A 26,476-nucleotide genomic window follows, 5' to 3' on the forward strand; every position below is an offset into this window, starting at 1 on the left:
ACTTAACTGACTTTAAAGTGGCCAGTTAGTGTTGAAAGGTTACGAGTCACTTTTTGAATATCTTGCGCCACGGCGTCCACTTGCTGAACGCTGTTACTGGTGCCTTCTGCCATCTTGCGAATTTCTTCGACAAAAGTTTCAATACGAGTGGAGGTTTGCTCCTGCTCTTCAGTCGCAGCGGCAATACTTTCGTTTCGTTGACTGATTTCGATAATATCTGAAGTAATTTTCTGCAGAGAATTTTCCGCGACAATTGACTTTTCAACACAAGTTTCGGCTTTAATTACGCTATCAGAAATAATCGATGACGCAGTTTTTGCTTGGTCTTGTAACTGTAAGAGTACAGATTGAATTTCTTGTGTAGATGATTGAGTTCTTGATGCTAACGTTCTTACTTCATCAGCAACGACAGCAAAACCACGGCCTTGTTCACCAGCGCGTGCAGCTTCAATTGCCGCATTAAGCGCAAGCAGGTTGGTTTGCTCTGCAATCGCACTGATCGACTCAAGTATCGAGCCAGCACTTTGTGTGTTGTCATTTAGCTGTTTAACCACTTGAGATGCATTACTTACATCATGCGTTAATTCTTGCACGGCTAAAATCGTACTCTTGACTTGCTTCTCTCCTAAGCTTGCTTGCTCACTCGCACTGGAAGCTGAAGTCGAAGCATCATTAGCGTTCGTAGCGATTTCTCTAGCGGCAAGAAACAATTGATTTAATGAACTTGATACTTCTTCAATAGAGAGATGCTGCTTAGTCGACAACTCACTTGTTACTTGACTTGATTTAACAAGTGAACCAGAGATCGTGTCCAGCTGAGTAACGTTACCTATAGTGTGTGTGACGTTCTGTTGTAAATGAGAGACAAAGTTATTGAATGATTCAACTAAAGGTTTCAGTTCGTCATTTTTTTCATGCTGTAGGCGAACCGTTAAGTCTCCATCCCCTTCAGCAATATCACGCATTTTGTCACTGATATTCGCGAGATCTCTACGTATACCTTTCACCACAAACCAACCAAAGATACACATCGCAAGCATGGCTACAGCACCAGACACACTCATGATTTGGTTAGCTTTTTTATTGTTTGATTCTAAATCTTGTACCGCGTTTTCAAACTCTGATTGACGAGCCAAAGAAAACTTATGCATACCCAAAGTAAGCTCATCTAAGATTGCGGTGCTCTGTTTTGCAAGGCGCCCAGCTTCGCTAAGGCTGATCTCTTCATCTATCATGCCTTGAGCAATTCGGTAAGCTAACTCAAAATATTGATTGGTTTGATCTTGCAAAAGTGCAGATGAGCTCTGTAATGAAGGATCGAGAGAGATTTGAATGTTGAAGTTATTTTGAATCTCAGCGAGAGTTTGCTTGTTCATCTCCAAAATCTCGTCATCGCCTAGAGTCACTGCCAAATTAAAGCGCTCGGCTAATTGAGAGATCAATACACTATTCAATGAAGCCGCATTCATAACCGGATAAGTAACTTGATCAATTCGATTAACCTGTTGGGTGTTACTGGTTAACGTATCCCCTCCGACAAATAGAATACTAGTAAATCCTACTAGCGACACTAAACATAAAGCCAAAATCCTATTTTTGATCGATAGTGTAAACATAAGCTCCCTTTGTTAAACAGTATGATGAACTGCACATGTATTTTGAACAATAACAGATCTGACCAGTATATCAATCTGTCACACCGAAAATAGTGACAAAAATGTTAATATTATTTATAAATTATTATGCAAGTAAGAATAACCATATAAATCAGCATGTATAATTAACTACTTTATTAAAAACGAGTTCAACATCAAACTGAACACCTCTCCATAAGACTGTAATTCATCATGTTCCAAAATCGCTTTAGTTATTCAAAAATTAGGATTTCAAGATAGTTAAATTAATATTGAGAACCCAAGTTTGCCCTTACATTTAGCTTCGCAATAAATTTAAGCCGCAAAATTCTCTACTATTTAATGATTCTGTCAGCAGCGTCAGTGTTGTGTAAAAAGGCTGCAAACTCACGAACTTCACCGCCCTTACTCGGTCAATCTTAGAGCGAATAAACAGATACCTTAAACGGAGAACGCATGCGAATAGCGACTTTATCTTTAAGTTTGGTTTCAGCGGTCGGTTTCGCGGCTGAGCCAAATCCTTTTCCAATTACGCCCGATGAAAGTGGCGAAGAGTTTATGGTAAGTGCAACTAACCCATACGTAAGCAGCACAGGGTATTCGATACTCAAAAAAGGCGGTAACGCAGTCGATGCCATGGTTGCGATGCAGATGACCATGTCGGTGGTAGAACCGGATATGACAGGGATCGGCGGTGGTACTTTTGCGCTGTTTTATAAAAAAGACAAAGACCAATTCCTTGCACTCGATGGGCGCGACGAAGCGCCCTCAAGTGCGACTCCAAATATGTTTATGGAAGATGGTAAAGCACTCAATCGAAATGAGATTTTAGGACCAAGATCTGTAGCCGTTCCCGGCACGCTTCGTTTGCTCTACAGCTCTCACCAACAATACGGAAAACTGCCATGGTCAGAGCTTGCTCAGCCTGCCATTGATCTTGCCAGTAAAGGTTATGCAATGAACAGCTACACCTATGACATAGTGGTTCGTGAGCAAGAACGATTGATTGAAGATCCAGAAATCAAAGCACTCTATTGGAATAACGGCGAGATTAAACCAACAGGCACTTTGATGACCAATTCAGAGCTGGCCAACACACTGACCAATATTGCTCAACAAGGCGATAGGTACCTTTATGGTGGCGAGTTTGGTAAGCACATCGTTGAAACGGTCAATAGCCGTATCGACTCAGACCACGCTAAGCTCTCTATCGAAGACTTTGAGCAGTACCACGTTAAACAACGTGATGTCATTGAGAGCGACTATCGAGGCAATAAAATTGTGTCGTTTGGCTACCCTGCCTCTGGTGGTGTGATGGTTGCTCAAAGCCTTGAAATGCTAGAGGCCTACGACTTGGCAGACATGTCCAAAACCGATGTGGAACCTTGGCGCTTGATGACAGAAGTAATGAGAATAGCCAAGGCCGATCGTATCGCTTATGCGGGCGACCCTGATTTCATTGAAGCACCAGTTACTGCCCTCCTCGACAAAGCCTATATCGACGAGCGACGTAAACTAGTCCCGGAAAGTGGCATAGCTAAAACCAAACCGAAAGCAGGCAAGTTGTCCAATACCGAATACGCTCAGTATCAGGGGTTTGAGAGCCAAGACACCGGGCATATTTCCATTATCGACAAAGACGGCAATGCTATTGCGATGACCAGTACCGTCGGCACAGGAATGGGTTCAGGGATAATGGTCGATGGCGTGATTCTCAATGCACAAATGGCAAATTTTTCTACAAAACCAACCATCAACGGTAAGCCAACTCAAAATGCTATTGAAGCAGGTAAACGTCCTCGTTCAGCAATCACCCCATTAATGGTGATGGACAAAAAAGACAACCTGCGCCTAGTAGTCGGTTCACCTGGAAGTTCACAGATTCCGGGGTACGTGTTAAAAACTGTGGTTGGCGTTCTTGATTGGGACTTATCCGCGCAGGAGGCAATTGACCTGCCAAACATCCAATATGGCACAAAGATCGACCGCACCAAGCCTTATGACCCAACGGGTTTGTTGGTCGAGAAGAAAACCTACGCTGAAATGCTAGTACCAGAGTTCATGCAGCTCGGTTATCCGGTGCATGTCATTCCAGTAGTCAGTGGTTTGAACGCCATTGAAATCAGAGATGGCAAGATCCATGGCGCAACAGACAGACGCCGTGCATCAAGCTCTATGGGGGAATGATAAAACGAAACGGGCAAGTAATAGGCTTGCCCTTGTTTTGTCTCTAGTCACTTGGCCTTGTATAAGCAGTTCATTGATACGAAAAATCCAGTCGAATATTTCGACTGGATTTTCATAAGCGGCTCATCTATTTACTCATTCAAATATTATGAACTTGGCGCTACTCGCTTCTCTTTCAACTGCTCAATAACATAGTCAGGAGCCACTTTACCTAGCTCACTTAAGCAATCATCGGTCTTGTCGTTGCCGTATCGCACGTAGATATCACATACCGCATATAACTGCTCTGGAGAACCAGAGATCAAATACGCCTTCTCGAACGATTTAGTCGATTTGTCGATATCTAGCTCTTCTTGTAGTACCCCATTCAAGTACCAGTAGTAGCTGTTATCTTTTGCAAGTTCTGCTGCTACTTCAATCTCATTGGCCGCAGCGCTCTTGTCTTCAAGACGAACCAGAGTCAAAGATTTAGAGTAATGCATTGCTGCGTTATCTGGCACGCTCTTCAAACCACGGTCTAACACTTCAACCGCTTGCTGGTCTTTATTCTGTGCACGAAAGTTATCGGCATAGCTCAACCAAACTTGTGGCTCTTTAGGATGAGTTTTAATGAGCTCTAAATAAACTGTTTCGGCCTTGTCCCACTCATTGTGCCAACGAAGCACATCAGCAAACAGCAGTTGAAATTTTTCAGATTCTTGCATTTCCAAAAAGCTAATCAACTCTGCGACTGGTGGTTCAATTTGTGCTTTCTGCTCGTCATCTAAAGCATTAAAGTCACGAATTAGATTGGATGTTGCCGTGTGGCGAACCATGGTATCGCTGTCTTTTAACAACGGAGATACCAATGCCCAGCGATGTTCTAGTTGATAAGGTTCAGAGCCAATCACCGATGCTTCACGAACTTCAGGATTTTGATCTTTTAAGCCTCTTGCAACCGCCACCAATGCATTTTGACTTGGATATGAAGCAAGCTCTTGCAATGCACCAGTACGATTTTCAACAGATTGATTCTGATCTTGTGCCATGTAAGACAACTGCTGAATACGGGTTTGAGTGTCCGTCATTTCAAGCACTTGATTGATATTTTGTGCTGGCGCGTCAACCGTTTGTTGAACGCTATTCGTAGCCATCGCAGACGTTGAAATCAATGCGGACGTTGATATCAACAAAGCAACAGCCGTCGCTAAACTCTTCTTCATCATAGTATTACCTTAAACTGGAGAACTTAGCCTGTCCTTAGACTCGTATCTAATTAAATTTGCATTGGATCTGTTGACCCAAAAAACGAGTTAAAACTTCGTCTCAAACGTAGCTTGTTGCGCCTGTTTTGCTCGATGCGCCAACAATACTGAATCGCTGAATTTGCCATGAGCCACTGGATGCCCCATCGCGCGAGCGATATAAGCCATTGATTTATCGACATGAGAAAAGAACTTGTGCCAACCTGCACACAAGTAGTTCAAGCCCGGTTCGCCTGCACGAGTTTTGATAAAGCGGTTCTTAGGACACTCACCATGACAAGCGAACTTGTAATCACACTGCTGACATTGATTGGTCAGTGTGCGTGATTTAGCAAAGCCAAACTTTTGCTGTGGTGCGCTGTACGCCAAATCATCAAGCTTCTCGTGATGAATATTGCCAATCTTGTATTCAGGGTAAACATAGTGGTCACACGAGAACACATCACCGTTAGGCTCCATCGCTAGGCCTTTGCCACATATCTCGTTCAAAGTACAAAGCGGGTTCGGGAGACCAATCCATGTTTCTACGCTCGCTTCAAAATATTGAACAAACACATTACCGATGTCGTTCTTAGCCCACTCATCAAATACAGAGATAAGGAAATTACCCCAAGCTAAGTCCGACACACACCAAGATTCCATGATCGAATCTTTGTGGCCGGGGATCAGGCGCTTGTCGCCTTGCTTGAGTTGCTCACTCACTTGGGATGTTTGTGGTGCAACCGTTCTGAACGTTTTCTGTTCAACGATAGGAATAAACTGCATTTGCGGTGATTTGACCACATCACGTAGGAAACGATACACCTCAAGTGCATTTTGACTGGTGAGGTTATTCACACAAGTCAGCGTTGCGAATTTCACTTGGTGTTTGTGCAGCAGCTCCACAGCCGCCATCACTTGTTTGAATGTGCCACGGCCTGCTCTGTTGACACGATAGGCATTGTGCAACATTTCAGGACCATCAATACTCAAACCGATCAGGAAGTTATTCTTCGCAAGAAACTCAGCCCAATCATCATTCAGCAAAGTGCCATTGGTTTGTAAATCGTTTGAAATCAATACACCTTTAGGTTGGTACTTTTTCTGTAGCTCAACCACGCGTTCAAAATACGCTAGACCTAGCATGGTCGGTTCACCGCCCTGCCATGAGAAGATGATTTCTGGCGTGTTTTGACCTTCGATGTATTGTCGGATGTAGGTTTCTAGCGTCTCATCATCCATTCTTGGAGAACTGCCTTTTTTGTACTCCAACAAATCTTGCTTACTTAGGTAGTAACAATATTTACAGTCAATGTTACATGCAGCGCCAATCGGCTTAGCCATGACATGCAAGCGCTTAGACGCTTTACCGTTATATTGTGGACCTTGAGTAATATGCATGATTTACCTACCTATTTTAGTATTCTGGACCCATCATAAATCCTATTCGATCAAGTGACATGTTATACCCTTTATAACCAATAGGAATGACCTTAAACGTTAGAATTAGACCCTATTTCGAACATCTGAGGCACGTGATGAAATTTTTTAATTACAAACAGTTAGCAACAATTAGCAGCGTCACCATGACTATTCTTCTGAGTGGCTGTGCAAGCGTGCCTACACACCCTATCGCCCAACAAATTGACCAAGAGATGGTATTGGTTGAAGGCGGCACATTCACCATGGGGTCGAACGATCCAGAAGCAACCAAAGCAGAGCGTCCTGCACGTAATGTAACTGTAGATAGTTTCTATATTGCGAAGTTTGAGGTGACTCAAGAATTGTTCGAATCGGTGATGGGTTCATCTCTCAGTTATTTCAAAAACCCACAAGTTCCAGTCAATAACCTTAGTTGGCAACAGGCGAACTACTTCGTTGAGCAGTTGAATGAACTAACGGGTGAAGAATACCGCTTACCAACTGAAGCAGAATGGGAGTTTGCAGCGAAAGGTGGTAACAAAAGTAAAGGCTATACTTACAGTGGTTCCAATAACTTAGATGATGTTGCGTGGTACTCGGCAAATTCTAAAAATAGCGCACACCCTGTCGGCCTAAAGAAGCCAAATGAACTAGGCTTATATGATATGACCGGAAATGTGGGTGAGTTTGTAATCGATGCCTTCGACGACACCTTTTACCGATTCGGTCCAACAGACAATCCTAACAACGCGAAACACAGTGACGTGGGTTTATCACACAAATCAGTTCGTGGTGGCAGCTTTGCTTATGACGAAAATGAATCTGAAAGTTACCGTCGAGACTTTGCAAGTCAGTCAATTACCATGTCTGACATGGGCTTACGTTTAGTTAAAGATACTAACTAACGATGCCAACGGTTACGGCTCAATAACCTTCACCAAAAAGATTAAAAATACAATTTTCACTATCCAAACGTTAAGTCGCTACGGCAATACTGAATAAGGAAACTCTATGCAATACACCAAGCTATCTGGGCTTACACTCGCATTACTCTGTGCTTTCCCTGCTTCGGCGGCGGATAAGCCAGATCTGGTCCTGCAAATTACGGTAGATGGCCTGCGCGCAGACCTTATCGAACGATATAAACACAACTTCGGTGACGGTGGATTTCGTTACTTGATGGATGATGGTACCTACTACACCAACGCGAACTACCAACATGGCAACACAGAGACCATTGTTGGTCATGTGTCGCTTGCAACCGGTGCTCCACCAAGTGTGCACGGCATGGTGGGGAATGTTTGGTATGATCGCAGTGAAGAGCGTTTGGTGTATAACGTAGAAGATGGCAACTATGAAATGCTAACTTCAGGGGCGGGCGTTGATAAAGCAACCGAGATCGATCCGACGCAGAAAACAGCACAAGGCGATGGCCGTTCTCCAGAGCCGATACTCGCTACCACGTTTGGTGACGAACTAATGATTTCCAATAGCGGAAAATCTAAAGTCTTTGGCGTATCAGTAAAAGATCGCGGCGCCATCTCACTCGCAGGGCATAGCGGCAAAGCGTTTTGGTTTTCGAAAGCACAATCTGAATTTGTTACCAGTAACTATTACTACGACGAATATCCAGACTGGGTATCACGTTGGAATGAGAAAGCCATTGCGAGCCAGTACTCTAAACAAAGTTGGGAACTTTCTTTACCACGTGAGAAATACACCCTTCAAGAACACAATACTGACCACAAGGTGAAGTTAGGTAATTTTGAACGTACCTTCCCACACCCTTATGGACCTGCGAGCTATAAATATTACAGCACAACATTAACCGTAAGTCCGGCTGGTGATGAAATTACAGAAAACTTTGCTAGCACACTATTGATGCAAGAGAAGCTTGGTCAAGGCGATGCGACGGATTACCTATCGGTTAGTTTCTCGTCGAATGACTATGTGATTCACCTTTATGGTCCTGAAAGCTTAGAGACCGAAGACAATTTAATTCGTTTAGACAGAACAATCGCCAAGCTTCTTAAGACCGTTGATAACCAAGTCGGCCTAAAGAACACATTAATTGTCTTGTCTGCCGATCATGGTGTTCCTGAATCTTCACCTGCGGCAAATGCACTTGGTTTCCAACAGGCACAATACTTCAATAAAGATACCCTGCTATCTCAAGGCGTAGAAAAGAGGTTGAAGAGTGAGTTTGGTTTGGACAAAGACGCCATTCGATTGTATGCACAACCTTACATTTATCTGGATCACGACGTGATTGCCAAGGAAAAGGTCGATCTAGCGAAAGTGCAGAATGCCATCGCAGATGAGATTGCGAAAGTAAAAGGCGTTGCGTTTGCCGTATCAAGTAGTGATATTGCAGCCAACCGAGTACCTGATACGCATGTCATGCAGCTCATCAAGAACAACTACCACCCCGCTCGTTCAGGTGATGTTTATGTGGTATTTGCCCCTCGTAGCTACATTAACGACATGGAAGGTCTTCAAATCGCCTCTACGCACGGCTCACCTTGGAAGTACGATACTCACGTCCCAGTCATTTTTGCAGGCTACGACGTTGAAGCTCAGAAGGTTTCGCGTGCAATCACTCCATACGACATTGCGCCAACACTTTCGAATAAAATGGGCATAACCCAGCCAAGTGGATCAATTGGAGAAGTGTTACAAGAGATCACTGAATAGGCTAAACCTCCGAGGTTCCGTCATCTAGATTTCGAATCCAATACCCGCTCAATAAAAAAGCCGTTTATCATATTCAGTCGAAACGGATAAACGGCTCTTTTTTACCCCAATTTTCTGCTCTTAAACCTTATCGACTACATCAATACCTTAACTAAACTTACATGCTGTTCAAGCTCGGTTCTTGCTCAAACAAAGGCTGTTTTCAGGCAACACCAAACTGATGCTTGATGGGACAACCTCAAATCGAATCTGATTTGAACGATACGGTTCTCCGTCTAAATTAATCGGTAAAGTTTGAGGAAAGTCGATATCAAGCCAACGAGCTTGCGTATGCACGACATATTTCCCGTCTTCAGCTGGGCTCTTTAATTCTTCAATCACTTGCGGTAATTCTGTCGCGACGAACGACTTTACTAACGTCAAATCCATCAAACCATCGTCAATAAGCGCATTCGGTGCTAACTCTTGTCCACCACCTGCTAAGCGTCCATTACAAAAAGCGCCAACCAGAATTTCACCGGTAAAGGTACCTTTATCTATGGTCAAAGTACCGCTGTAAGGTTTAAAACCAAGCGCTTTAACTACACCTGTCAACGTATATGCCCCACCACCGAGAAAATCTTTTAATTCAATAGGGGTTTCTGCCGTCACCTCAGCGCCGAAGCCTGCCGCAGCCACGTTCATAAAGTAACGGTCGTTCGCCCTCACGCTATCGACCGCGTAAGCTGAACCTTTTATTGCCAAATCGAATGCCGAAGGTATATCGCTTGGGATGCCGGTAGCGGTAGCAAAGTCGTTCGCAGTTCCCATTGGAATAATTGCAAGCTGTGGTCTTTCGCTAGCGCGGAATTGGTTGAGTGCATTGACTGCTTCGTTCACCGTTCCATCACCACCAGCGATAATCAACCGCTTCACACGATCGCATATGGCCTCGCTCACTAAACGAAACATATCCGCGGATTCCCAAGTAACTCTGACTTGTAGGTCGATATCCCTGTCTCTTACTGCAAGAATGGCTTGCCTCAATTCAGGGATGTTGGCCTTCTTTCCATTTAAAATAGCGCGGATACTTTCCATGGTTATGTCCTTTATAAGCTAACTAGAGATATCTTTTGCTGCGGCTTTGAGCTTAGATCGCAACCACTTGTGGCTTGGCTCGTTAGTACGACTTGGGTGCCAAATCATACACATATCAAGGTTTTCTAAGTCGAATGGTAAAGGCAGTGTTTTCACATCGTACTTCTCGGAAAAACAACGAACTGAAGATAGAGGAAGCACACCAATATAGTCAGAGCCTTCAATAACAGGAAGCATCTCAACCACGCCAGCAGCTCGATACACAATCCTGCGCTTTTCCAAATCGCTAAAGTGTTCAGAACTCAATAGGCTTTTTCGAGCGTGCCATTTAGAAACAACTACATGATCAAGCGCTAGAAACTGCTCCATATCAATAGTATCGCCAATCTCTGGGTGGCCAGAGCGGCATACGACGACAAGCTCCTCAGTAGAAATAACTTCATGCTTAAGCATGGTTCTACCCCTTGGCGTCATATCTATGATCACATCGTGTCTTTGTAACCTAAGATCGGATTCGTAATCTTCCGTAAACAAAGGATGAACTTCCAATGCAATACCAGGTGCGATTTGGCTGATCAACTGCATAACTCTTGGCATCAATTCGTAGCTTGCGGGTGATACACAAGCAATGGAAAACACGCGACCTGATGTTTTAGGATCAAAATCTCTCGAGGCCGATAGCGTAGAAGTGAAGTTTTTTAATGCAGCGGCCATTGCTGGATAAATATCGATCGCAAATGTCGTCGGCTCAACGCCTGAAGTGGTTCTGTGAAACAGTGGCTCATCATAAATATCACGAAGCCTAGCGAGCGCTTTACTCACTGCAGGTTGGCTGATGTTCATACGATTCGCAGCCCTAGACAAGTTCTGCTCTTCATAGATCGCGACAAATATAGGAATTAAATTGAGTTCAGTACTTTTCATACAGTTCCATATTAAAGAAGCAGGTTCTCCATAGTAGAGAACCTGCCGATTATGTTCGATGCGAATGACTAAAGTTTGCTACTTAGTTCTATCTTTTAAGTCAGGCAAGGCTTTAGGGATTTTCAAGCGGTCGAAAATTGAACGAGAATTGCTTGAGTTTGATGTGTCACCGGGAAAATTACGTATGCCTTTCCACAAACGAGTAAATACGCTTTTATCTTCACGCCCTTGTTGGAGGGATTCACTATCTTCTAACCAACGTTTCTCTGTGCTCACTTTACCCAATTCTAACTGAGTGGTTTCAATGCGCAATTGACGATAGATAAAGGTTCTTAATGCAGCTCCATTACCTTGCTTAAGTAAACGACGTAATACCAACCAACTTGGTGTTGGACGGTCGCGATAATAACGCTTAAGGGTGAAGACAGAACCAATAAGAACAACCAAACCAGCAACCGCAAAAACAACAACGTTTATGTAGGCCTTTAAGAACGACTTTAGCGTGTGGCGCGCTTTAAAAACCTGACCTTCAATAACAGCACTTTCAAGACGCTGATTTTTGCTGTCCCACCACTGGAATGAAAATTCAGGCAAGGTAAACTCACCACCTTGTTGAATCACATAGACCGTTTCTTCAATTCGACTTGAACGGTAATCACCACGTTCTTGTGTATCATCTAAACGATTGGGTTGTGGGTAAGCTTGATACTGCAGCGTCGCTTCATTAGTCAATACATTCGGCAGCAAAACAGACAAGCTATCTTTCGCCTTTATTGTCACGGTACGAGTAATGGCATCACCCACTTTCAACTCTTCGCTTGAACGTTGCCATTTCTGATCAATATCCACATCTGTCGCAGAAAACCAAGGCGATTGTTCGCTTAGTAAACCAGAAGGTAGTGAGGCTTCGAACTTAATTGGCTGCGTGTATAGCGTGCCACCAACGTTTGATCCGTCAGGAGCGGAAACTTGAACACGAACAGGCAACCTAGGAATGACAAACTCACCCGATGTCATTGGATAGAGCGTCACTTCCCAGCGTTGACGTGACCATGTAGTACCATCCACTCGTTCCGTGTAATTCGTCGCAAGTTGGTTACGCTGCTTAGCAATCACATTAGGAATTTCTACGCCGCCAATTCGAGTTCCGCCCGTTAACCAGCGAGGTGTCGCAACCTCTATGTTCAAAATCACTTGCTCATTAACGCTCACTTTGGTCGGCGTTATTTTATCGCCAGGCTTCGGTTTCTCGCCTATCCAAGCGATCAATTCAACATCACCACTCTTTTGTAGATCGAAGATATCGGCAGCCGGAGCAACAGCGGAAAAAATGCAGCTCAACATAAGAGTAATAGGCAATAACCACTTACGGGTTCTGAATCGCACTCTCTTTGATTGAATGGCTTCAAGAGCTAAGTCATATCTACTCATTGGGTTTGCTCCTGTTTTGATGCCTGTTCCTGTTTTGGCGTCTGTTCGTTCGAAGGGGCAGGTTCTCGTAGCTGAATTTGGAATTTCGATTTCAAGAAGAACTTAGGGTCCGCTTCTACTCGTTTTAACCACTTGTCGGCAAGCTCTTGGCTACCCAAAATTTCATTGGCATTAAGCGTTTCCTTGAGCATCAATTCCGCTACAGTTTCTTCTTCAGCGCCATCACCCGTTCGCGGCTGATCATCATCTAACTCTAACGACTCCTCTGGACCATCTGTCGTTCCAGATTGACTTTCGCTGGTGCGATTGACTTCTTCGACAATACCGCCGATTACCGCTAAGTTATGCTCAACGTCAGGCCTTAATTCTGGTGAAAGGTCAGGCTTTTCACTCAGAGATTTGAGGAGATCTCGCGCGGCAAGATACTCACGTTGGCGAGCCAAAGCACTTGCGGCATTATACAAACCATAATCGGTTTTCATTTGTAAGAACGCACTGTGAGCGAGCTTAAAATCACGAGCATAGTAATAAGCCGCGCCCTTTCGCATCGGGTCAGTAAAATGTTTGGCAGCTTGAAGGTAATCTTTCTGGTTCAACAAGCGTTGACCTTGTTGGTCGGGCGTTAGCCATAAGTCCCACCACCATTGAGTGGTCTTATCCCAAGCTGTAAGCGACTCCACCACAACGGGTTTCTCAGCGGTTAAATTGACTGTTTTCGCCAAAGTGCTTGGTGAATAGATGCTGCCCGAAATCATCAAACCAACGACACACCACTGTACCAACCACCCTTTTCTGAACCACAACAACATGATGATCGCCATTGGAATAAGCAGGCCATAGCCCATGTCTTTCCACGGCATAGAGGATTCACCGTTAAGTTGCATATTTCTTTCAACGGCTTGATTCAGTTGTTGAATATCCGAATCGTCAACAGTCACTTCAATCACTCGACCACCAGTCTTATTCGCTAAATTACGCAATGAATCGAGGTCAACAGGGTTATCGCTCACCACATCGCTATTTCCGGCAGCCAAAATAAGCAACTGATATGGGCTTTCGTTGAAAAAGGTTTCAAAAGCTCGTGTCGTACTTGGATTCACACCATCTGATACCAACAACACTGACGAACCTAACTCACCGGACAATTGTTGATTGATGAGTGGCAATGCCTCTTCCGCTGACTTACCGGATACAGGCATGATATCGGGCGTGATAGCCGCCAGAAACGGTTCAAATACCTTGCTGTCTTGAGTTACAGGCATCGCAACGTGCGCACTGCCTGCATACACAACCAAACCTGTATTACCGCCTTTGCGCGCTGCGAGTAAGTCTCTAATTTTCTGTTTAGAACGTTCCAAACGACTCGGTGGTAAGTCTTTAGCCAGCATGGAGTCACTGTTATCAAGCACCACTAACATTGAGGCTTTGTCTTCACCAAAAGGCGAAGCTTCACGCTGCCATGTTGGGCCTGAACAGATAATAATAGCGATGGTCACAATCACCATTAATAGCTTTAGTGGTAACTGTTTACGCCAGCCGGTTTCACCAATGGTTAATGCATCACGTAAATGGGCAGGCAGGATGTCTTTCCACGTTGGTTTGGTCTCTTCTCTCCAACGAACCCATAACAAGAAGAACATCGGAATAAAGGCCAACAACCACAATGGTCGGATAAAGTGAAACTGGGTAAAGAACTGTTGCAACATGAGAGAATCAGGCATCGTTCTCTCCTTTCAAAGGTTTCATTGAAGAAGCCAAAAGCGAGCGTCGGCGGATTGTTGCTAAACTGAACGCAGTCAAATACATCACAACAACAATGGCCATCAAGTAATGGTGTAATCCCTGTTTAGGACGATAAGTCGTACTCTCATACAACTGGGGCTCTAGCTCACCAATTTGAGCATAAGCTTTCGTCAGTTCATCACGGTTAAGTGCTTCAAAGGCTTCACCACCAGACTCTTGAGCCACACGGTTGATGGTCTCCATATCCAAAGCCACTTCGCCTACGGTTTGCGGATCACCCATGGCGATGACGTGAATACGAACACCTTTTGCCTTAGCCACTTTGGCCGCATCGATAGGTTCAACAAAGCTGCCAGTGTCATTGCCATCGGTTAGCACAATCACGACCTTCTCTTTTGCGTTGGCATCAATGCTTGAATCTTGGACTGCAGCACTCTGCTTCTCACTTTGTTCAAACACCTTAATCGCTAGGCCAATGGCATCACCTAAATGCGTGCTTTGCCCTGCCATTGCCACGTCCGTTTGATTGAGTAGCTCAAGCCACACATCTTGGTCAGCAGTGAATGGCGTTTGTACAAATGCTGCATCACCAAATAGAATCAAACCAAGTCGGTCACCCTTTCGAGTTTTAGCAAAGTCAGCTAACACCTCTTTAGTCGCATCTAAACGTGAGATTTTATCCCCTTGTTTAGACGTAAAATCTTGTTCAGCCATTGAGCCCGACAAATCGACCACCACCATGACATCGCGGCCTAATTGTTCACGAACTTGCGGCTCACCTAAGATGGTTGGTTTAGCTAACGCGCAAACCACTAATACCCAGGTAATAATCAACGTGGTGCGTTGCCACCAGCTTGGTGTTAACTGGCTTGCGCCCTCGGATGGCGCCTCGCCAATCGCTTCGACCAACTCACTGAAAAATGGCACCTTAATGGCCATTTGCTTGCTGCGATAAGCAGGTACAGCCAAGTAGACCAACAAAGGCAGTGGTAACGCGATAAACCACAATGGATGTGCGAACTCAAAGCTGGCAGATAAACTATCAAACACTATCTTGCCCCTCTGTTGTCGCTTGTACATTCGGTTTTGTTTGTACATCGGGTTTATGAAGTTTTAACCACATCATGGCGGTTTGAATTACCTCTAAACGCTGTTCAAAGGTCAAACGCACCTTTGGATCAATTAAGCTTTGCATCCACAGCCCCGACACTTCATCGGTAAAGAAAGCATTGCTCTTTGCACTCGTGCCAGCGTTAACAGGAAGATAAGCGTTCAAGCGGTTTACATAGGCTTGACCAAACAACTTAGCATTGCCGCTGTCTAGATAACGAAGCACTACTTTGAGCACCTTGAAGGTTCGCTCGGTTGAGTTTTTGTCTCGAGCATCCAATACCATCAGCTCTTTAAGTGCTTCTTTACGATAACGATTATTCCACCATCTTAGCGCCAAGCGATAAGCCAGATAGAGCGCAACCAATAACAAGGCAACACCGAGGATCTTCCAACCGATCGTTTGGGGAAACCAGCTAACGCTGTCGGGAATCGTTACATCGCGCAGTTCGCGAAGGATATAAGTACTAGGAGGCGTATGTTCAACGGCCATTAGCGCCCTCCTACTAGCTTTTGAAGCTGTGAAATATGATTACCCGACGTGTCTAATTCGATATAAGGAAGGTTCTTCATCGCCATTAATTTAGCAAGAGATTGTTTTTGAAGTGCCGCTTTTTGAGCAAGGCTCTCACTCGCAAGGTTAACCTTAGATTGGCTATCGAGGTTGAGCTGAAAACGACCATCACCCACCACCCAATTCGCGCTAGCGAGATCATGAGGCAGTGATTGTTCTAACGGATCGGTCACCATAATGGCAAGGATGTCATTGTGCTGCTGTAGCTGCTTGAGTCGATCAAGGTGCTGTTCTTGGCAGTCACGCCAATCGCTAATAAAGATTAAGGTCGACTGTTTTAGCCTCATACGCTTGATGAGTTCGATCCATTGACTGAACCCGACACCCTCGCTGTCACTCACACTCACACCTAAGCTTTGATTCGCTTTAGTAAGGTGCTTAAGTTGAGCGAGTAAATCAGACTGTGAGCGCTGTGCTTTGGTATGGAACAGCTTTTGATGTGAGGCTAAAACGAAGCCGACACGGTCACCATCTTTCAGCACTCGCCATCCACATAATGCAGCGACTTCCGCCGCCACAACGGATTTCATGGTGTTTTGAGAAGCAAAGAACATAGAACTGCGCTGATCGACACAGATAATCACATTACGGTCTTTCTCTTCGGTATAGCTGCGAACATGAGGCTTCCCCGTTCGCATCGTAACTTTCCAATCAAGATTGCGAATATCATCACCCAGTTGGTAATGACGCAACTCCTCGAAATTCAACCCACGACCACGGAATAGAGAGTTATGTCGACCCGACAATACACTGCCCGCCTTTAGATGTGGCAGCAGAGAAAACGACTCAGCTTGAGCCTGTATTCGCACTAACCTTGAATAGTCGCAGTATAAACGTGGATCAAGGCCTTGCGATTTGGGAGCTTGTGTTGGCTTCGCCATGACGCCCCCTAATTATCCGATCTCAACATTATCAAGCAGTTCTTCAACCACTCTTTGATGGTCAACACCATCGGCCAATGCGTCATAAGAGAGTGAGAATCTATGACCTAATACGGTAGGTAGCATCGCTCGCACATCGTCTAACGTGACATGGTCACGCCCTTGTAGCCACGCATAAGCGCGAGCACATTTATCCAAAGCGATTGAAGCACGTGGGCTTGAGCCAATTTCAATCCACTTTGATAGATTTGATTCTGGATAACGTTCTGGCTTACGTGTCGCCATCACCAAGGCAACAATGTAGTTTTCGACTAAATCAGAAACCGCTATTTCTGGAAGCTGGCGACGCGCTTCAAGCACCAATTCAGGTTCAATGTGTTGCGGTGTGACTAGCTCAGAGCTCGTTTCGCTGCCTAGCTCTTCGCTACGCACCAATCGAATAATGTCGCGTTCCGCTTCGTCTTCTGGATAATCGACCGTCACTTTCATGATGAAACGGTCCATCTGCGCCTCAGGTAGCGGATACGTACCTTCTTGTTCAACTGGGTTTTGAGTCGCCAATACCATGAACAAGTCAGGAAGGATGTGAGTTTGGCCGCCCACGGTTATCGTCCCTTCCGCCATCGCTTCAAGCAGTGCCGCTTGTACCTTTGCAGGCGCACGGTTCACTTCATCGGCTAGAACAATGCTATTAAAAATAGGACCCGGTTGGAAATACAGTTGCGGCTTGCCATCCAGCTCTTGATACACCTCGGTACCCGTCACATCTGATGGCAATAGGTCAGGCGTGAACTGAATTCGACCAAAGCTTGTGTTCAATAAATTCGCTAGCGACTTGACCGAACGCGTTTTCGCTGTGCCGGGAAGGCCCTCTAGAAGCACATGGCCATTGGTCAATAACCCGATCACTAGAGCACGTATGACGTGACTCTGACCGATGACACTTTTTTCTGTCTGTTCAATCAGTTGGTTTATTGCTTGTTGCGCATGGTTCATAGATCTTCCCTTAATTCAATCTGGCTGTGAACATCCTACTCACAAGCCCTATAACTATTAGTTATAAACGTGATAATTAGTTATAAGCACCATAATTTATGCGTGCCATAGACAAGTTTTTGCTAACCCTTTATTTCAGCTAAGCTTTCTACTGGCTCATCGCTATTTACTTACTAAGTGCTCTCAATTGGTTAATGGCTTCCGGTGGTGCCACCTTACTCAATGACGAAATACATTGTTCAAACGCTTTTACTACGCCTGGTTTCTGGTAATTTCGAGCCAAAATCTCACACTGTGCGTACAAATGTTGTGGGTTACGGCTAAATTGGTAAGCCTTATTCAATGACTTACTCGCAGCAAGTACATCAGACTTCTCTAAAGCCAAGCCGTACACATACCAATATTGTGGGTCGGTTTTTGCTGTTTCTGCCGCTTGTTTTAGGTAGTCGGTTGCTTTGTCGTAATCTTTCACACGAAGCAAAGATAAGCCTGCGCTGTATGGCAACACACTCGATTTTGGTTGCGCTTGAATACCTTGTTTCAATATCGCTAATGCCTTTGGTTCGTCACCAAGTGCACGATACAAGTCGGCCAAGTTGGCGTAGCTGTTTTCGAAGTAAGGTTCAATTTCGATAGCGCCTTGATAGAGCTCCATCGCTTTTTGATACTGCCCTAGATCTCGATAAACGTTACCTAAATTAGTACGACCAAAACCTCTGTCAGCATTGAAGCGTTGTATCTCGATGTACTCTTCTAATGCTGGCTTGATTTGATCTTTCTGCAGAGGATTCATTTCTCCCCAGTAACGCACTAATGCACCTGCGGTTTCTGAACGAATCGACAATACAGGGTCTTTCAATAGCGGCTCTAGAATCTGCCAACGGTCAGTAAATGGAAAACCAGATGAGCCTTGAACAACACCCAATCGAATCATTTCATCGTCATGTTTCACCGCTCTTGCCAATGAGATAAGTGTATTTTTGCCCGTGTTACCACCCAAACGCTCTAGGCTCGATGCTCTAATAATATTGCTTAAGCTGGAATCCTGAGCCGAATACGCCAAGGCATCTTCAGCCCCACTATGTCCAATTGAGTCAGCATAAAAGGCAACAGAAAAATGCTGCTGATTACGATACTTAGAATCTGGGAACCACTCACCAATTTGCTTATCGGCCCACTGGTCAGTTTGATCTTCATGACAACTGGTACACACGTTTGGTGTTTTAATGTGTTGGCTAATATCAGGACGCGGGATATGCCAACTGTGGTCACGCCTTGGATCGACCTCCATGTAAGTCGTCTCTGGCATGTGACAAGTCGTACATTGTGAAGCTTCGGTATTGGCTTCGTGGAATGTGTGCTTTTCAGGCGCGTATTCAGATGCAATGTGACATTGACCACATACGGCTTCTTCGGCAATTTTCAGTTCTGCAGTATGGGGATCGTGACAGTTAGTACAAGTGACGCCTTTCTCTGCCATCACTGATTGTAAAAAAGATCCGTAAACGTAATCTTCATCGTAGATTTGACCATCGTTATGGTAAAGCTCAGGGGTAATCAAACTCAGACGATACTTATCAAAAAATGAACCGTTAACATGGTCGCCTGTTTCATTCAACTGAGTGCGTCGGCTGTGGCACTGAGCACAGGTTTGAACTTGATTGGTATGGATGATGTCTTTTGGTTGCAGGGTTGAGTTACCCTCTTGATAGATCCACTCTTTCACCGACCTCGACAAGTCACGATCAAAACCATAATGCGCCGAAATCTGGGCATCTTTTCCACCTTTGGCTGTGGCTTGCTTGTTATTTGTTCGCTGAGCTTGTTCAACATGCTCACTCGCTGGCCCATGACACGCTTCACAACCGACATTAATCTCAGACCAAGTGGTGTTGTAAGTATTACTTGCGCTGTCGTAGTTCTTTTCTAGGTTTGTTGAATGGCAGTCAGCACACATGAAGTTCCAGTTCTGACCACTATTGGTCCAGTAGAATTCATCAGTGTTGGTGGTATCTGGGTAGAGGTGAAACCAACGCTGACCGCCTTGTGCCTTTTCTCTTGAGTCCCAAGCAAAAGGAATCAATTGCACGCGACCATCCTCAAATTCAACCATATACTGTTGTAGAGGTTCAAAGGCAAAGGTATAGCTGATTTTGTAATCTTTGAATTGGCCGTCTGGCCCTTCGATATTTACCCAGAACTCACCACCTTTGCGAAAAAAGCGATTGGGTTTCCCTTTGTGGGTAACGGTTTGATTATTGAAGTCGCCCAATACCGACTCGTCAGTAGCGTGCTTCATTGCCATATCATGATTAGAACCTTGCCATGCTTCCACCTCTGCGCTGTGGCAATCAACACAAGCATCAGAGCCTATATATGTAGCCTGAGAACTGAAAGGCGCTGCTTCTGAACCTGTAGCTGCTGAGCCAACTGACGAAATTGGCTCACTGGCATAGACATTAAGACTGACTATCAACAACATAAATAACGACAACATTCCGGATAATACTGCAACTCTCTGGTGTTTCAATCCGTTCACTAGTGAGCACAACCATGCAGACATAACATTCCTTGTTTTTATACATCCTTATGCTTAATAAGATAGACGTAAAAACACCTAAAATACAATTAATTAGTGTCTCGGGTATCGAATACTTGTGATTTGTATTTACATCGGTTAAGTGCCTATAAAAAAAGAGCTCCGGAGAGCTCTTTCAATCATAAATTTTCGCTTGTGAATATTTACTTTTGTAATAAGAGTTACTTGTTATGGTTCTCTTGCAGTTTCTCCATTACCTGATCCAAGCTAAAGCTTGCCGCTTTTTGGCGTGGTGGGTACTCGGCAAACGTTTCTAAGAACTCACCAACATACGCTTGTGCAGGAACGAACATATATGCATGGTCTAACAACCAGTCATAATAGGTATTCGATGTGATATCTGCATTTTCATATGGGTCCATGCGTAGGTTAAATAACTTAGGTAAACGTAACGTCACAAACGGTTCTGACCAAATCTGCATAGTGCCCGTTGCACGCTGCTCCATGAACACCGCTTTCCATTGGTTATAACGAAGCGCGGCCAAATCACCATCATCAGTAAAGTAGAAAACTTCAGAACGGCGACCTTTTTCTTCTTCACCTGTTAGGTAAGGAAGGAAGTTGTAACCATCTAAATGAACCTTAAATGTTTTATCACCCGCAGTGTGACCTTTCAGAAGTTTCTTTTTGATTTGATCATCGCCGGCAGCTGCAACAAAGGTCGGCATCCAGTCCATGTGATGCATAATTTCATTAGAAACCGTACCTGGTTCAATCTTACCTGGCCAACGAACCATTGCAGGTACACGATATGCACCTTCCCAGTTGGTGTTTTTCTCACCACGGAACGGTGTTGTACCCGCATCAGGCCAAGAGTTCATGTGTGGGCCGTTATCCGTTGAATAAAAAACAATGGTGTTGTCTTTGATACCCAGATCATCCACTTGTTTCAATAACTGACCTACATGTCTATCGTGCTCTACCATGCCGTCAGCATAGTTACCTACCCCTGTCACACCTTTGCTATCAGCTTTGACGTGTGTTCTAAAGTGCATACGCGTTGCATTCCACCAAACGAAGAATGGTTTATCGGCTTTCACCGCACGGTCCATAAAATCAAGCGCTGCATCGAGCGTTTCTTCATCGACAGTCTCCATACGCTTACGCGTTAGTGGGCCGGTGTCTTCAATCTTACCGTCAGCGAAAGATTTGATTACACCACGAGGGCCAAACTTCTTACGAAATTCTGGATCGGTTGGGTAATCTTCATTTTCTGGCTCTTCTTCAGCATTTAGGTGATAAAGGTTACCAAAAAATTCGTCAAAACCGTGTGCTGTTGGAAGGAATTCATCTTTATCGCCAAGGTGGTTTTTACCAAATTGACCCGTCATGTAACCCATAGGTTTCAACATTTCTGCGATTGTCGCGTCTTCTGCTTGAAGGCCAATGTCTGCACCTGGTAAGCCTACTTTACTCAAACCTGTTCTTAATACACTTTGACCAGTAATGAACGTAGAGCGACCAGCTGTACAAGATTGCTCGGCATAGTAATCTGTGAACATCATGCCTTCTTTAGCGATACTATCGATATTCGGAGTTTTGTAACCCATTAAACCAAAGGTATATGCGCTGACATTAGATTGCCCAATATCGTCCCCCCAAATCACGAGAATATTCGGTTTTTCTGCTGCGAATGTGGTGGTGGAAGCCGCCATCATCGCCGTACCCAAAATCGCTAAACGACGTTTAACGCCATATTTCGCTGTCATAGAAACCTCTTCGTTAGTTATTTGCATCCTGCCTTACAACATATAGTCCATTTTTTTAACTCTCGCGACCTTGGTTAAACTATTAATATTTTTATCATTTTCATAACGAACAGTATGCGTAAACACGCGATAAAATGACGTAGAAAAACATGACGAAGATCACGCATAATATTCGAAGATAAATCGAGGTAAGCATATAAAACCAAATTGAATCATAAAGTTAGATCTGCTTCATAACAATTGGTTATAACCACTATAAAAAGACACCATCAGTTTTTGAGATTAATGTTTGCCCAACGATGTGTTGCTCTAACGCATTAATCTTAAAAGTGAATCGGAGTCCTTATGGGTACTAAAATTAATAAACTGGCATTAGGTGTTGGCTTATTAGCAGCTTCTTCAGCAGCAACCGCAGCAGAAAAGCCTAACATTCTTGCTATCTGGGGAGATGACATTGGTGTGTTCAACATCAGTGCATACAACAACGGAATGATGGGGTACGAAACCCCTAACATTGACCGTATTGCTAACGAAGGCGCACTATTTACTGACCACTACGGTCAACAATCGTGTACTGCTGGTCGTGCTGCATTCCTAACAGGCCAAGAACCTTTCCGTACTGGTCTATTGACTATCGGTATGCCAGGTTCAGACCACGGTATCCCAGATTGGGCTCCAACGATCGCAGACCTCCTCAAAGAACAAGGCTACATGACAGCTCAGTTCGGCAAAAACCACATGGGTGACCAAGACAAACACCTTCCAACGAACCACGGTTTTGACCAGTTCTTCGGTAACCTGTACCACCTGAATGCGGAAGAAGAGCCAGAGACATACTACTACCCTAAAGACCCTGAGTTCCGTAAAAACTTTGGCCCTCGTGGTGTAATCAAATCTACTGCCGATGGTAAAATTGAAGATACTGGTCCTATGACGCGTAAGCGTATGGAGCATGCGGATGAAGAGTTCCTAGAGGAATCTCTAGCGTTCATGGAAAAGGCAGTGAAAGCTGACAAACCATTTTTCATCTGGCACAACACAACACGTATGCACGTGTGGACTCGTCTACAAGAAAAATACCAAGGCGCATCGGGTATCAGCATTTACGCTGATGGCATGTTAGAGCACGATGACCAAGTGGGCGTGCTACTAGATAAGCTTGATGAATTGAAGATCGCAGACAATACGATCGTAATCTACTCAACAGATAACGGTGCAGAAACTGTATCTTGGCCTGATGGTGGTGCGACTTACTTCCACGGTGAGAAAGGTACAACTTACGAAGGTGGTATGCGTGTTCCTCAGCTCGTTCGCTGGCCTGGTACAATCAAACCGGGATCTAAGATCAACGACATCATGGGTCACCAAGACTGGATTCCTACTCTACTAGCAGCAGCTGGTGATGATAAAGTGGTTGAAAAGCTAGCGTCTGACAAAGGTGCAACTTACAACGGTAAGAACTGGCGTGTACACCTAGATGGGTACAACTTCCTACCTTACTTCCAAGGTAAAGAAGAGAAAGGCCCTCGCGACAGCATGCTTTACTTCTCTGCTAACGCTGAGCTAAACGCTGTACGTTGGAATGACTTCAAGATTTCATTTGCGGTACTAGAAGGTAACATTGTTGATGCAGTACGTTTCCAAACGAACTGGCCTCAAGTTGTTCACCTACGTGCAGACCCATTCGAGAAAGCACCACACGAATCTGGCATGTACTTACGCTGGATGGCAGACAACATGTGGCTATTCGTACCAGTAGGCGGCAAAGTACAAGAGTTCATGAACACGCTACCTGACTACCCAATGCAACAAAGCCAAGTATTGAACCCTGGTAACTTCAACCAGAACGTTTACATGCTTCAGGGTAAGCTTCAACAACTAGAAGCGGCTGCATCGCAAGCTAAGTAACCAATTAGCTAACGCTACGAAAGTAAACAAAGCCGTGATAAATCACATTTATTACGGCTTTCTTGTTTCAAAAATAAAGCATATATCTGCCATAATATGACGAATGACTTTATCGAGATTCAGCGTGTTTGTTGGATGATAATTACCCACATTGGTCTTTAGTTATCTCGATATATGACCGTTGCGTTAAGATTTCGCAAATTTTTTTAAAACACTATGACATGACTTGAAATACATACATTTGCATGCGATTGTAATTCATCTAACCATAACAACAACTGTATGATTATGAAGACAATCCAAAGTATAGCCCTACTTTCAGCTATCGTTGCTGCACCCGCAGCATTGGCTGATGTAACCATTAAAATCCCTTCTAGCGCAGATGCCTTAGTTGACGTCGTAGCAGTTAACGAGGCTAAGCCTGACCTTGAGGGTGGTTTTTTCTCTTCAAGCAAAACAATAACCGTTCCAGACGGTGTAAACCAAATCGTTTTCCAATATCAGCTTGCTTTTAGTCAAGGTAACGATCGTGAGTTTGTCGATAGCGACGTCATAATTGCAACTTTTGATGCAGCAGACACTACATTGACGTTTGAAATGCCTAAATTCCGTAATGTATCGGAAGCGAAAAAAGGCTTTAATAACCTTGATTGGAAACTGATTGATGAGAACCAAAATGTAATCAGTGTTAATCAAGATAAGCTAATCAAAGATGGAATGCAGATTGGTCGTAAATATCCTCAAGAAGCGAAAGAATACAACCAGAAAGGCGGTATTGCTGCATTAACTATGGGTACATCAGCAGTTGCAACAGCAGCGGTTGTACAACCTGTCACTCTACCAGCAAAGATTGATACGAACGCGGCGAATACTGCGGAAGAAATGCTGTATTTCTGGTACGAGAAAGCCGATGCTGAAACCAAGCAGAAATTCAAAGATTACGTGAACAAATAGATTTATTCTGCTCACTTTAAAGCAAGAAGCTGACATCAAGTCAGCTTCTTTTCTATCTCTAGGATTATTTCATAAGAAAGGGAAAGGTTATTCCGAATTCATAGGTTAAGCCTCATCTATTGCGATTTCCCATCCACCTTAGCTGGCCAACCCAAACCTTTATACTCAGCAGCCAACAAATAGGCACAACGACTCGAAATCGTTGTTCTAATCCAGTCACCGACCCCATACACTTTGTATTCCAAAACAGCCATTTTCATAACAGTACTACTCACTCAATTTTAAATTTATAAATCTTGAGTTAACGTTACCGATTTCCGTGATTCATGTATGTTCCTAAAGGAACAAAAGTTGAGGATTTAGCCACAAATAGCCGCCTATTTGAGTCTTTTCTCGAGAAATAAGTATTTTAATTATAATGCGTTCATCGTCGATATAGGGTCGCGGATCATTAAATTCATTGGTGAAATACGTTCGTACAAACCTTCAAAATCTGAGATGGACACCTTACCTCTTTGTATCGTCACTAGACCTTGTTGTTCGATACTTTTTAACACCTCATTTAACCTCGGCCTTGATATACCAGTAATGGTACTCAATTGGGTTTGCGAAATATTGATACTCACCTTTGCCCCTGTAACATTTGTCTGGCGAGCAGCGAGCTCTAAAAGGACATAAATCGTTTTTTGCTCTTTTTCATGGATGGAAGATAAGAAAGCCTGCATCCAGATAGATTGCGATTTAACTCCACAATGGAGTAGCCATTTGAAGACCATGCATTTCTTTTCAGCGAGCTCCAATACCTTGTCCGCGGGGAAAAATACCATGGTAATCGGCTCAACTTCTTCTGCGACAGCAAATAAATTGTAGTTCGCATGAATGGTCAAAGCGCCGATCCAATCGCCTTTACCTATCACACCACCCGACAAGCTTTTCATGTTTTCAGTTGAAAAGCAGATACCCGCTGAGCCTTTAAGAATATAAAAGACCCCCGGTAAATTTTGGAATTTTTTCGTAATCTCTAAGCTATGAACACCCGTTTTGAAGAGCGCAATCTCGAGCAAGCTGTGGATCAAATCTTGTGACAAATCACATGGCCACTGTATTTGTTCGCATATTTTAGGGTCTAACAACGATTAACTCCTTGTCTAACAATATCTGCATGAGTGCAACGCATCTCACTGAACCTTTTCTAAATGTAGTCTAATACTGCTAACACCCAACAATTATTTATCAAAAAAGTTATATTTTTTAGTACTTTAAGATAATATCGTAGCTTACAAGCTGTAAGTGAACCATTTGTCTCGTTAAGAGGCGACTGAATTTCCAGTCATGGAGTCATAATGCTCAGACCATTGAACTTCTTTGATTAAACAGCCCATTTGCTAGGTACTCGGTTTGACTAATCCT

At 44.1% G+C, this 26,476-nt stretch carries 20 protein-coding genes; 5 read left to right on the forward strand and 15 right to left on the reverse strand.

What is annotated here, in order from left to right; genetic code table 11:
• Positions 1-2 precede the first annotated feature (2 nt).
• A complete protein-coding gene (locus SJY39_RS11335; RefSeq protein WP_016768815.1) occupies positions 3-1,469 on the reverse strand; it encodes a methyl-accepting chemotaxis protein in 1,467 nt (488 codons plus the stop codon).
• Between the two features lie 621 nt (positions 1,470-2,090).
• On the opposite strand from SJY39_RS11335, the gene ggt reads away from it, so the two are divergent.
• The gene (gene ggt / locus SJY39_RS11340) at positions 2,091-3,821 is read left to right on the forward strand and encodes a gamma-glutamyltransferase (RefSeq protein ID WP_016789859.1); all 1,731 of its coding nucleotides are present in this window, start codon (positions 2,091-2,093) and stop codon (positions 3,819-3,821) included.
• Positions 3,822-3,967: 146 nt separating this feature from the next.
• Here ggt and SJY39_RS11345 read toward each other — a convergent pair whose 3' ends face one another.
• Both SJY39_RS11345 and SJY39_RS11350 read right to left on the reverse strand, forming a co-directional pair.
• A complete protein-coding gene (locus SJY39_RS11345; RefSeq protein ID WP_016793655.1) occupies positions 3,968-5,026 on the reverse strand; it encodes a tetratricopeptide repeat protein in 1,059 nt (352 codons plus the stop codon).
• A gap of 87 nt (positions 5,027-5,113) precedes the next feature.
• Positions 5,114-6,445 carry an anaerobic sulfatase maturase gene (locus SJY39_RS11350; protein WP_016789861.1) on the reverse strand — a complete coding sequence of 444 codons (1,332 nt, stop codon included), beginning with the start codon at positions 6,443-6,445 and terminating at the stop codon, positions 5,114-5,116.
• Between the two features lie 137 nt (positions 6,446-6,582).
• Here SJY39_RS11350 and SJY39_RS11355 point away from each other — a divergent pair, with 137 nt between their 5' ends.
• Positions 6,583-7,371, forward strand: coding sequence for an SUMF1/EgtB/PvdO family nonheme iron enzyme (locus tag SJY39_RS11355; protein WP_016789862.1), 789 nt, complete (start codon positions 6,583-6,585; stop codon positions 7,369-7,371).
• A gap of 106 nt (positions 7,372-7,477) precedes the next feature.
• Entirely contained in the window at positions 7,478-9,160 is a 1,683-nt protein-coding gene (locus SJY39_RS11360; protein ID WP_010429274.1) for an alkaline phosphatase family protein, read from the forward strand.
• Positions 9,161-9,328: 168 nt separating this feature from the next.
• Here SJY39_RS11360 and yegS read toward each other — a convergent pair whose 3' ends face one another.
• From yegS to SJY39_RS11410, 10 genes are all read right to left on the reverse strand, one after another.
• Positions 9,329-10,237 carry a lipid kinase YegS gene (gene yegS / locus SJY39_RS11365; RefSeq protein ID WP_010429272.1) on the reverse strand — a complete coding sequence of 303 codons (909 nt, stop codon included), beginning with the start codon at positions 10,235-10,237 and terminating at the stop codon, positions 9,329-9,331.
• Between the two features lie 18 nt (positions 10,238-10,255).
• Positions 10,256-11,161: a LysR family transcriptional regulator gene (locus SJY39_RS11370; protein WP_010429270.1), complete on the reverse strand. Its 906-nt coding sequence runs from the start codon at positions 11,159-11,161 to the stop codon at positions 10,256-10,258.
• 78 nt (positions 11,162-11,239) lie between these two features.
• Positions 11,240-12,592, reverse strand: coding sequence for a BatD family protein (locus SJY39_RS11375; RefSeq protein WP_010429269.1), 1,353 nt, complete (start codon positions 12,590-12,592; stop codon positions 11,240-11,242).
• A complete protein-coding gene (locus SJY39_RS11380) occupies positions 12,589-14,313 on the reverse strand; it encodes a VWA domain-containing protein (RefSeq protein WP_016793654.1) in 1,725 nt (574 codons plus the stop codon). Before SJY39_RS11380 ends, SJY39_RS11375 begins: the two co-directional genes overlap by 4 nt.
• The gene (locus tag SJY39_RS11385; protein ID WP_016793653.1) at positions 14,306-15,385 is read right to left on the reverse strand and encodes a VWA domain-containing protein; all 1,080 of its coding nucleotides are present in this window, start codon (positions 15,383-15,385) and stop codon (positions 14,306-14,308) included. The genes SJY39_RS11380 and SJY39_RS11385 overlap by 8 nt, the downstream gene beginning before the upstream one ends.
• Complete coding sequence (locus tag SJY39_RS11390; protein ID WP_016793652.1) at positions 15,378-15,938, reverse strand: DUF4381 domain-containing protein; 561 nt, start codon at positions 15,936-15,938, stop codon at positions 15,378-15,380. Before SJY39_RS11390 ends, SJY39_RS11385 begins: the two co-directional genes overlap by 8 nt.
• Entirely contained in the window at positions 15,938-16,900 is a 963-nt protein-coding gene (locus tag SJY39_RS11395) for a DUF58 domain-containing protein (protein WP_016793651.1), read from the reverse strand. Before SJY39_RS11395 ends, SJY39_RS11390 begins: the two co-directional genes overlap by 1 nt.
• Positions 16,901-16,912: 12 nt before the next feature.
• Positions 16,913-17,896: an AAA family ATPase gene (locus tag SJY39_RS11400; RefSeq protein ID WP_372275517.1), complete on the reverse strand. Its 984-nt coding sequence runs from the start codon at positions 17,894-17,896 to the stop codon at positions 16,913-16,915.
• Between the two features lie 166 nt (positions 17,897-18,062).
• A complete protein-coding gene (locus tag SJY39_RS11405) occupies positions 18,063-20,459 on the reverse strand; it encodes a tetratricopeptide repeat protein (protein ID WP_010429257.1) in 2,397 nt (798 codons plus the stop codon).
• Between the two features lie 197 nt (positions 20,460-20,656).
• Positions 20,657-22,204 carry an arylsulfatase gene (locus SJY39_RS11410; protein ID WP_010429255.1) on the reverse strand — a complete coding sequence of 516 codons (1,548 nt, stop codon included), beginning with the start codon at positions 22,202-22,204 and terminating at the stop codon, positions 20,657-20,659.
• Between the two features lie 345 nt (positions 22,205-22,549).
• Here SJY39_RS11410 and SJY39_RS11415 point away from each other — a divergent pair, with 345 nt between their 5' ends.
• Together SJY39_RS11415 and SJY39_RS11420 are read left to right on the forward strand one after the other, a co-directional pair.
• A complete protein-coding gene (locus SJY39_RS11415) occupies positions 22,550-24,112 on the forward strand; it encodes an arylsulfatase (RefSeq protein ID WP_010429253.1) in 1,563 nt (520 codons plus the stop codon).
• Positions 24,113-24,400: 288 nt separating this feature from the next.
• Positions 24,401-25,066, forward strand: a complete 666-nt coding sequence (locus SJY39_RS11420; RefSeq protein WP_372275515.1) for a DUF2057 family protein — start codon at positions 24,401-24,403, stop codon at positions 25,064-25,066.
• A gap of 116 nt (positions 25,067-25,182) precedes the next feature.
• On the opposite strand, the gene SJY39_RS11425 is transcribed toward SJY39_RS11420, so the two are convergent.
• Together SJY39_RS11425 and SJY39_RS11430 are read right to left on the reverse strand one after the other, a co-directional pair.
• Positions 25,183-25,326, reverse strand: coding sequence for a hypothetical protein (locus SJY39_RS11425; RefSeq protein ID WP_010429247.1), 144 nt, complete (start codon positions 25,324-25,326; stop codon positions 25,183-25,185).
• A gap of 153 nt (positions 25,327-25,479) precedes the next feature.
• Complete coding sequence (locus tag SJY39_RS11430; protein ID WP_016789867.1) at positions 25,480-26,199, reverse strand: Crp/Fnr family transcriptional regulator; 720 nt, start codon at positions 26,197-26,199, stop codon at positions 25,480-25,482.
• Positions 26,200-26,476 lie beyond the last annotated feature (277 nt).

Origin of the sequence: Vibrio sp. R78045 (assembly GCF_042466085.1) — a bacterium.
Taxonomy (GTDB): Bacteria; Pseudomonadota; Gammaproteobacteria; order Enterobacterales; family Vibrionaceae; genus Vibrio; species Vibrio cyclitrophicus.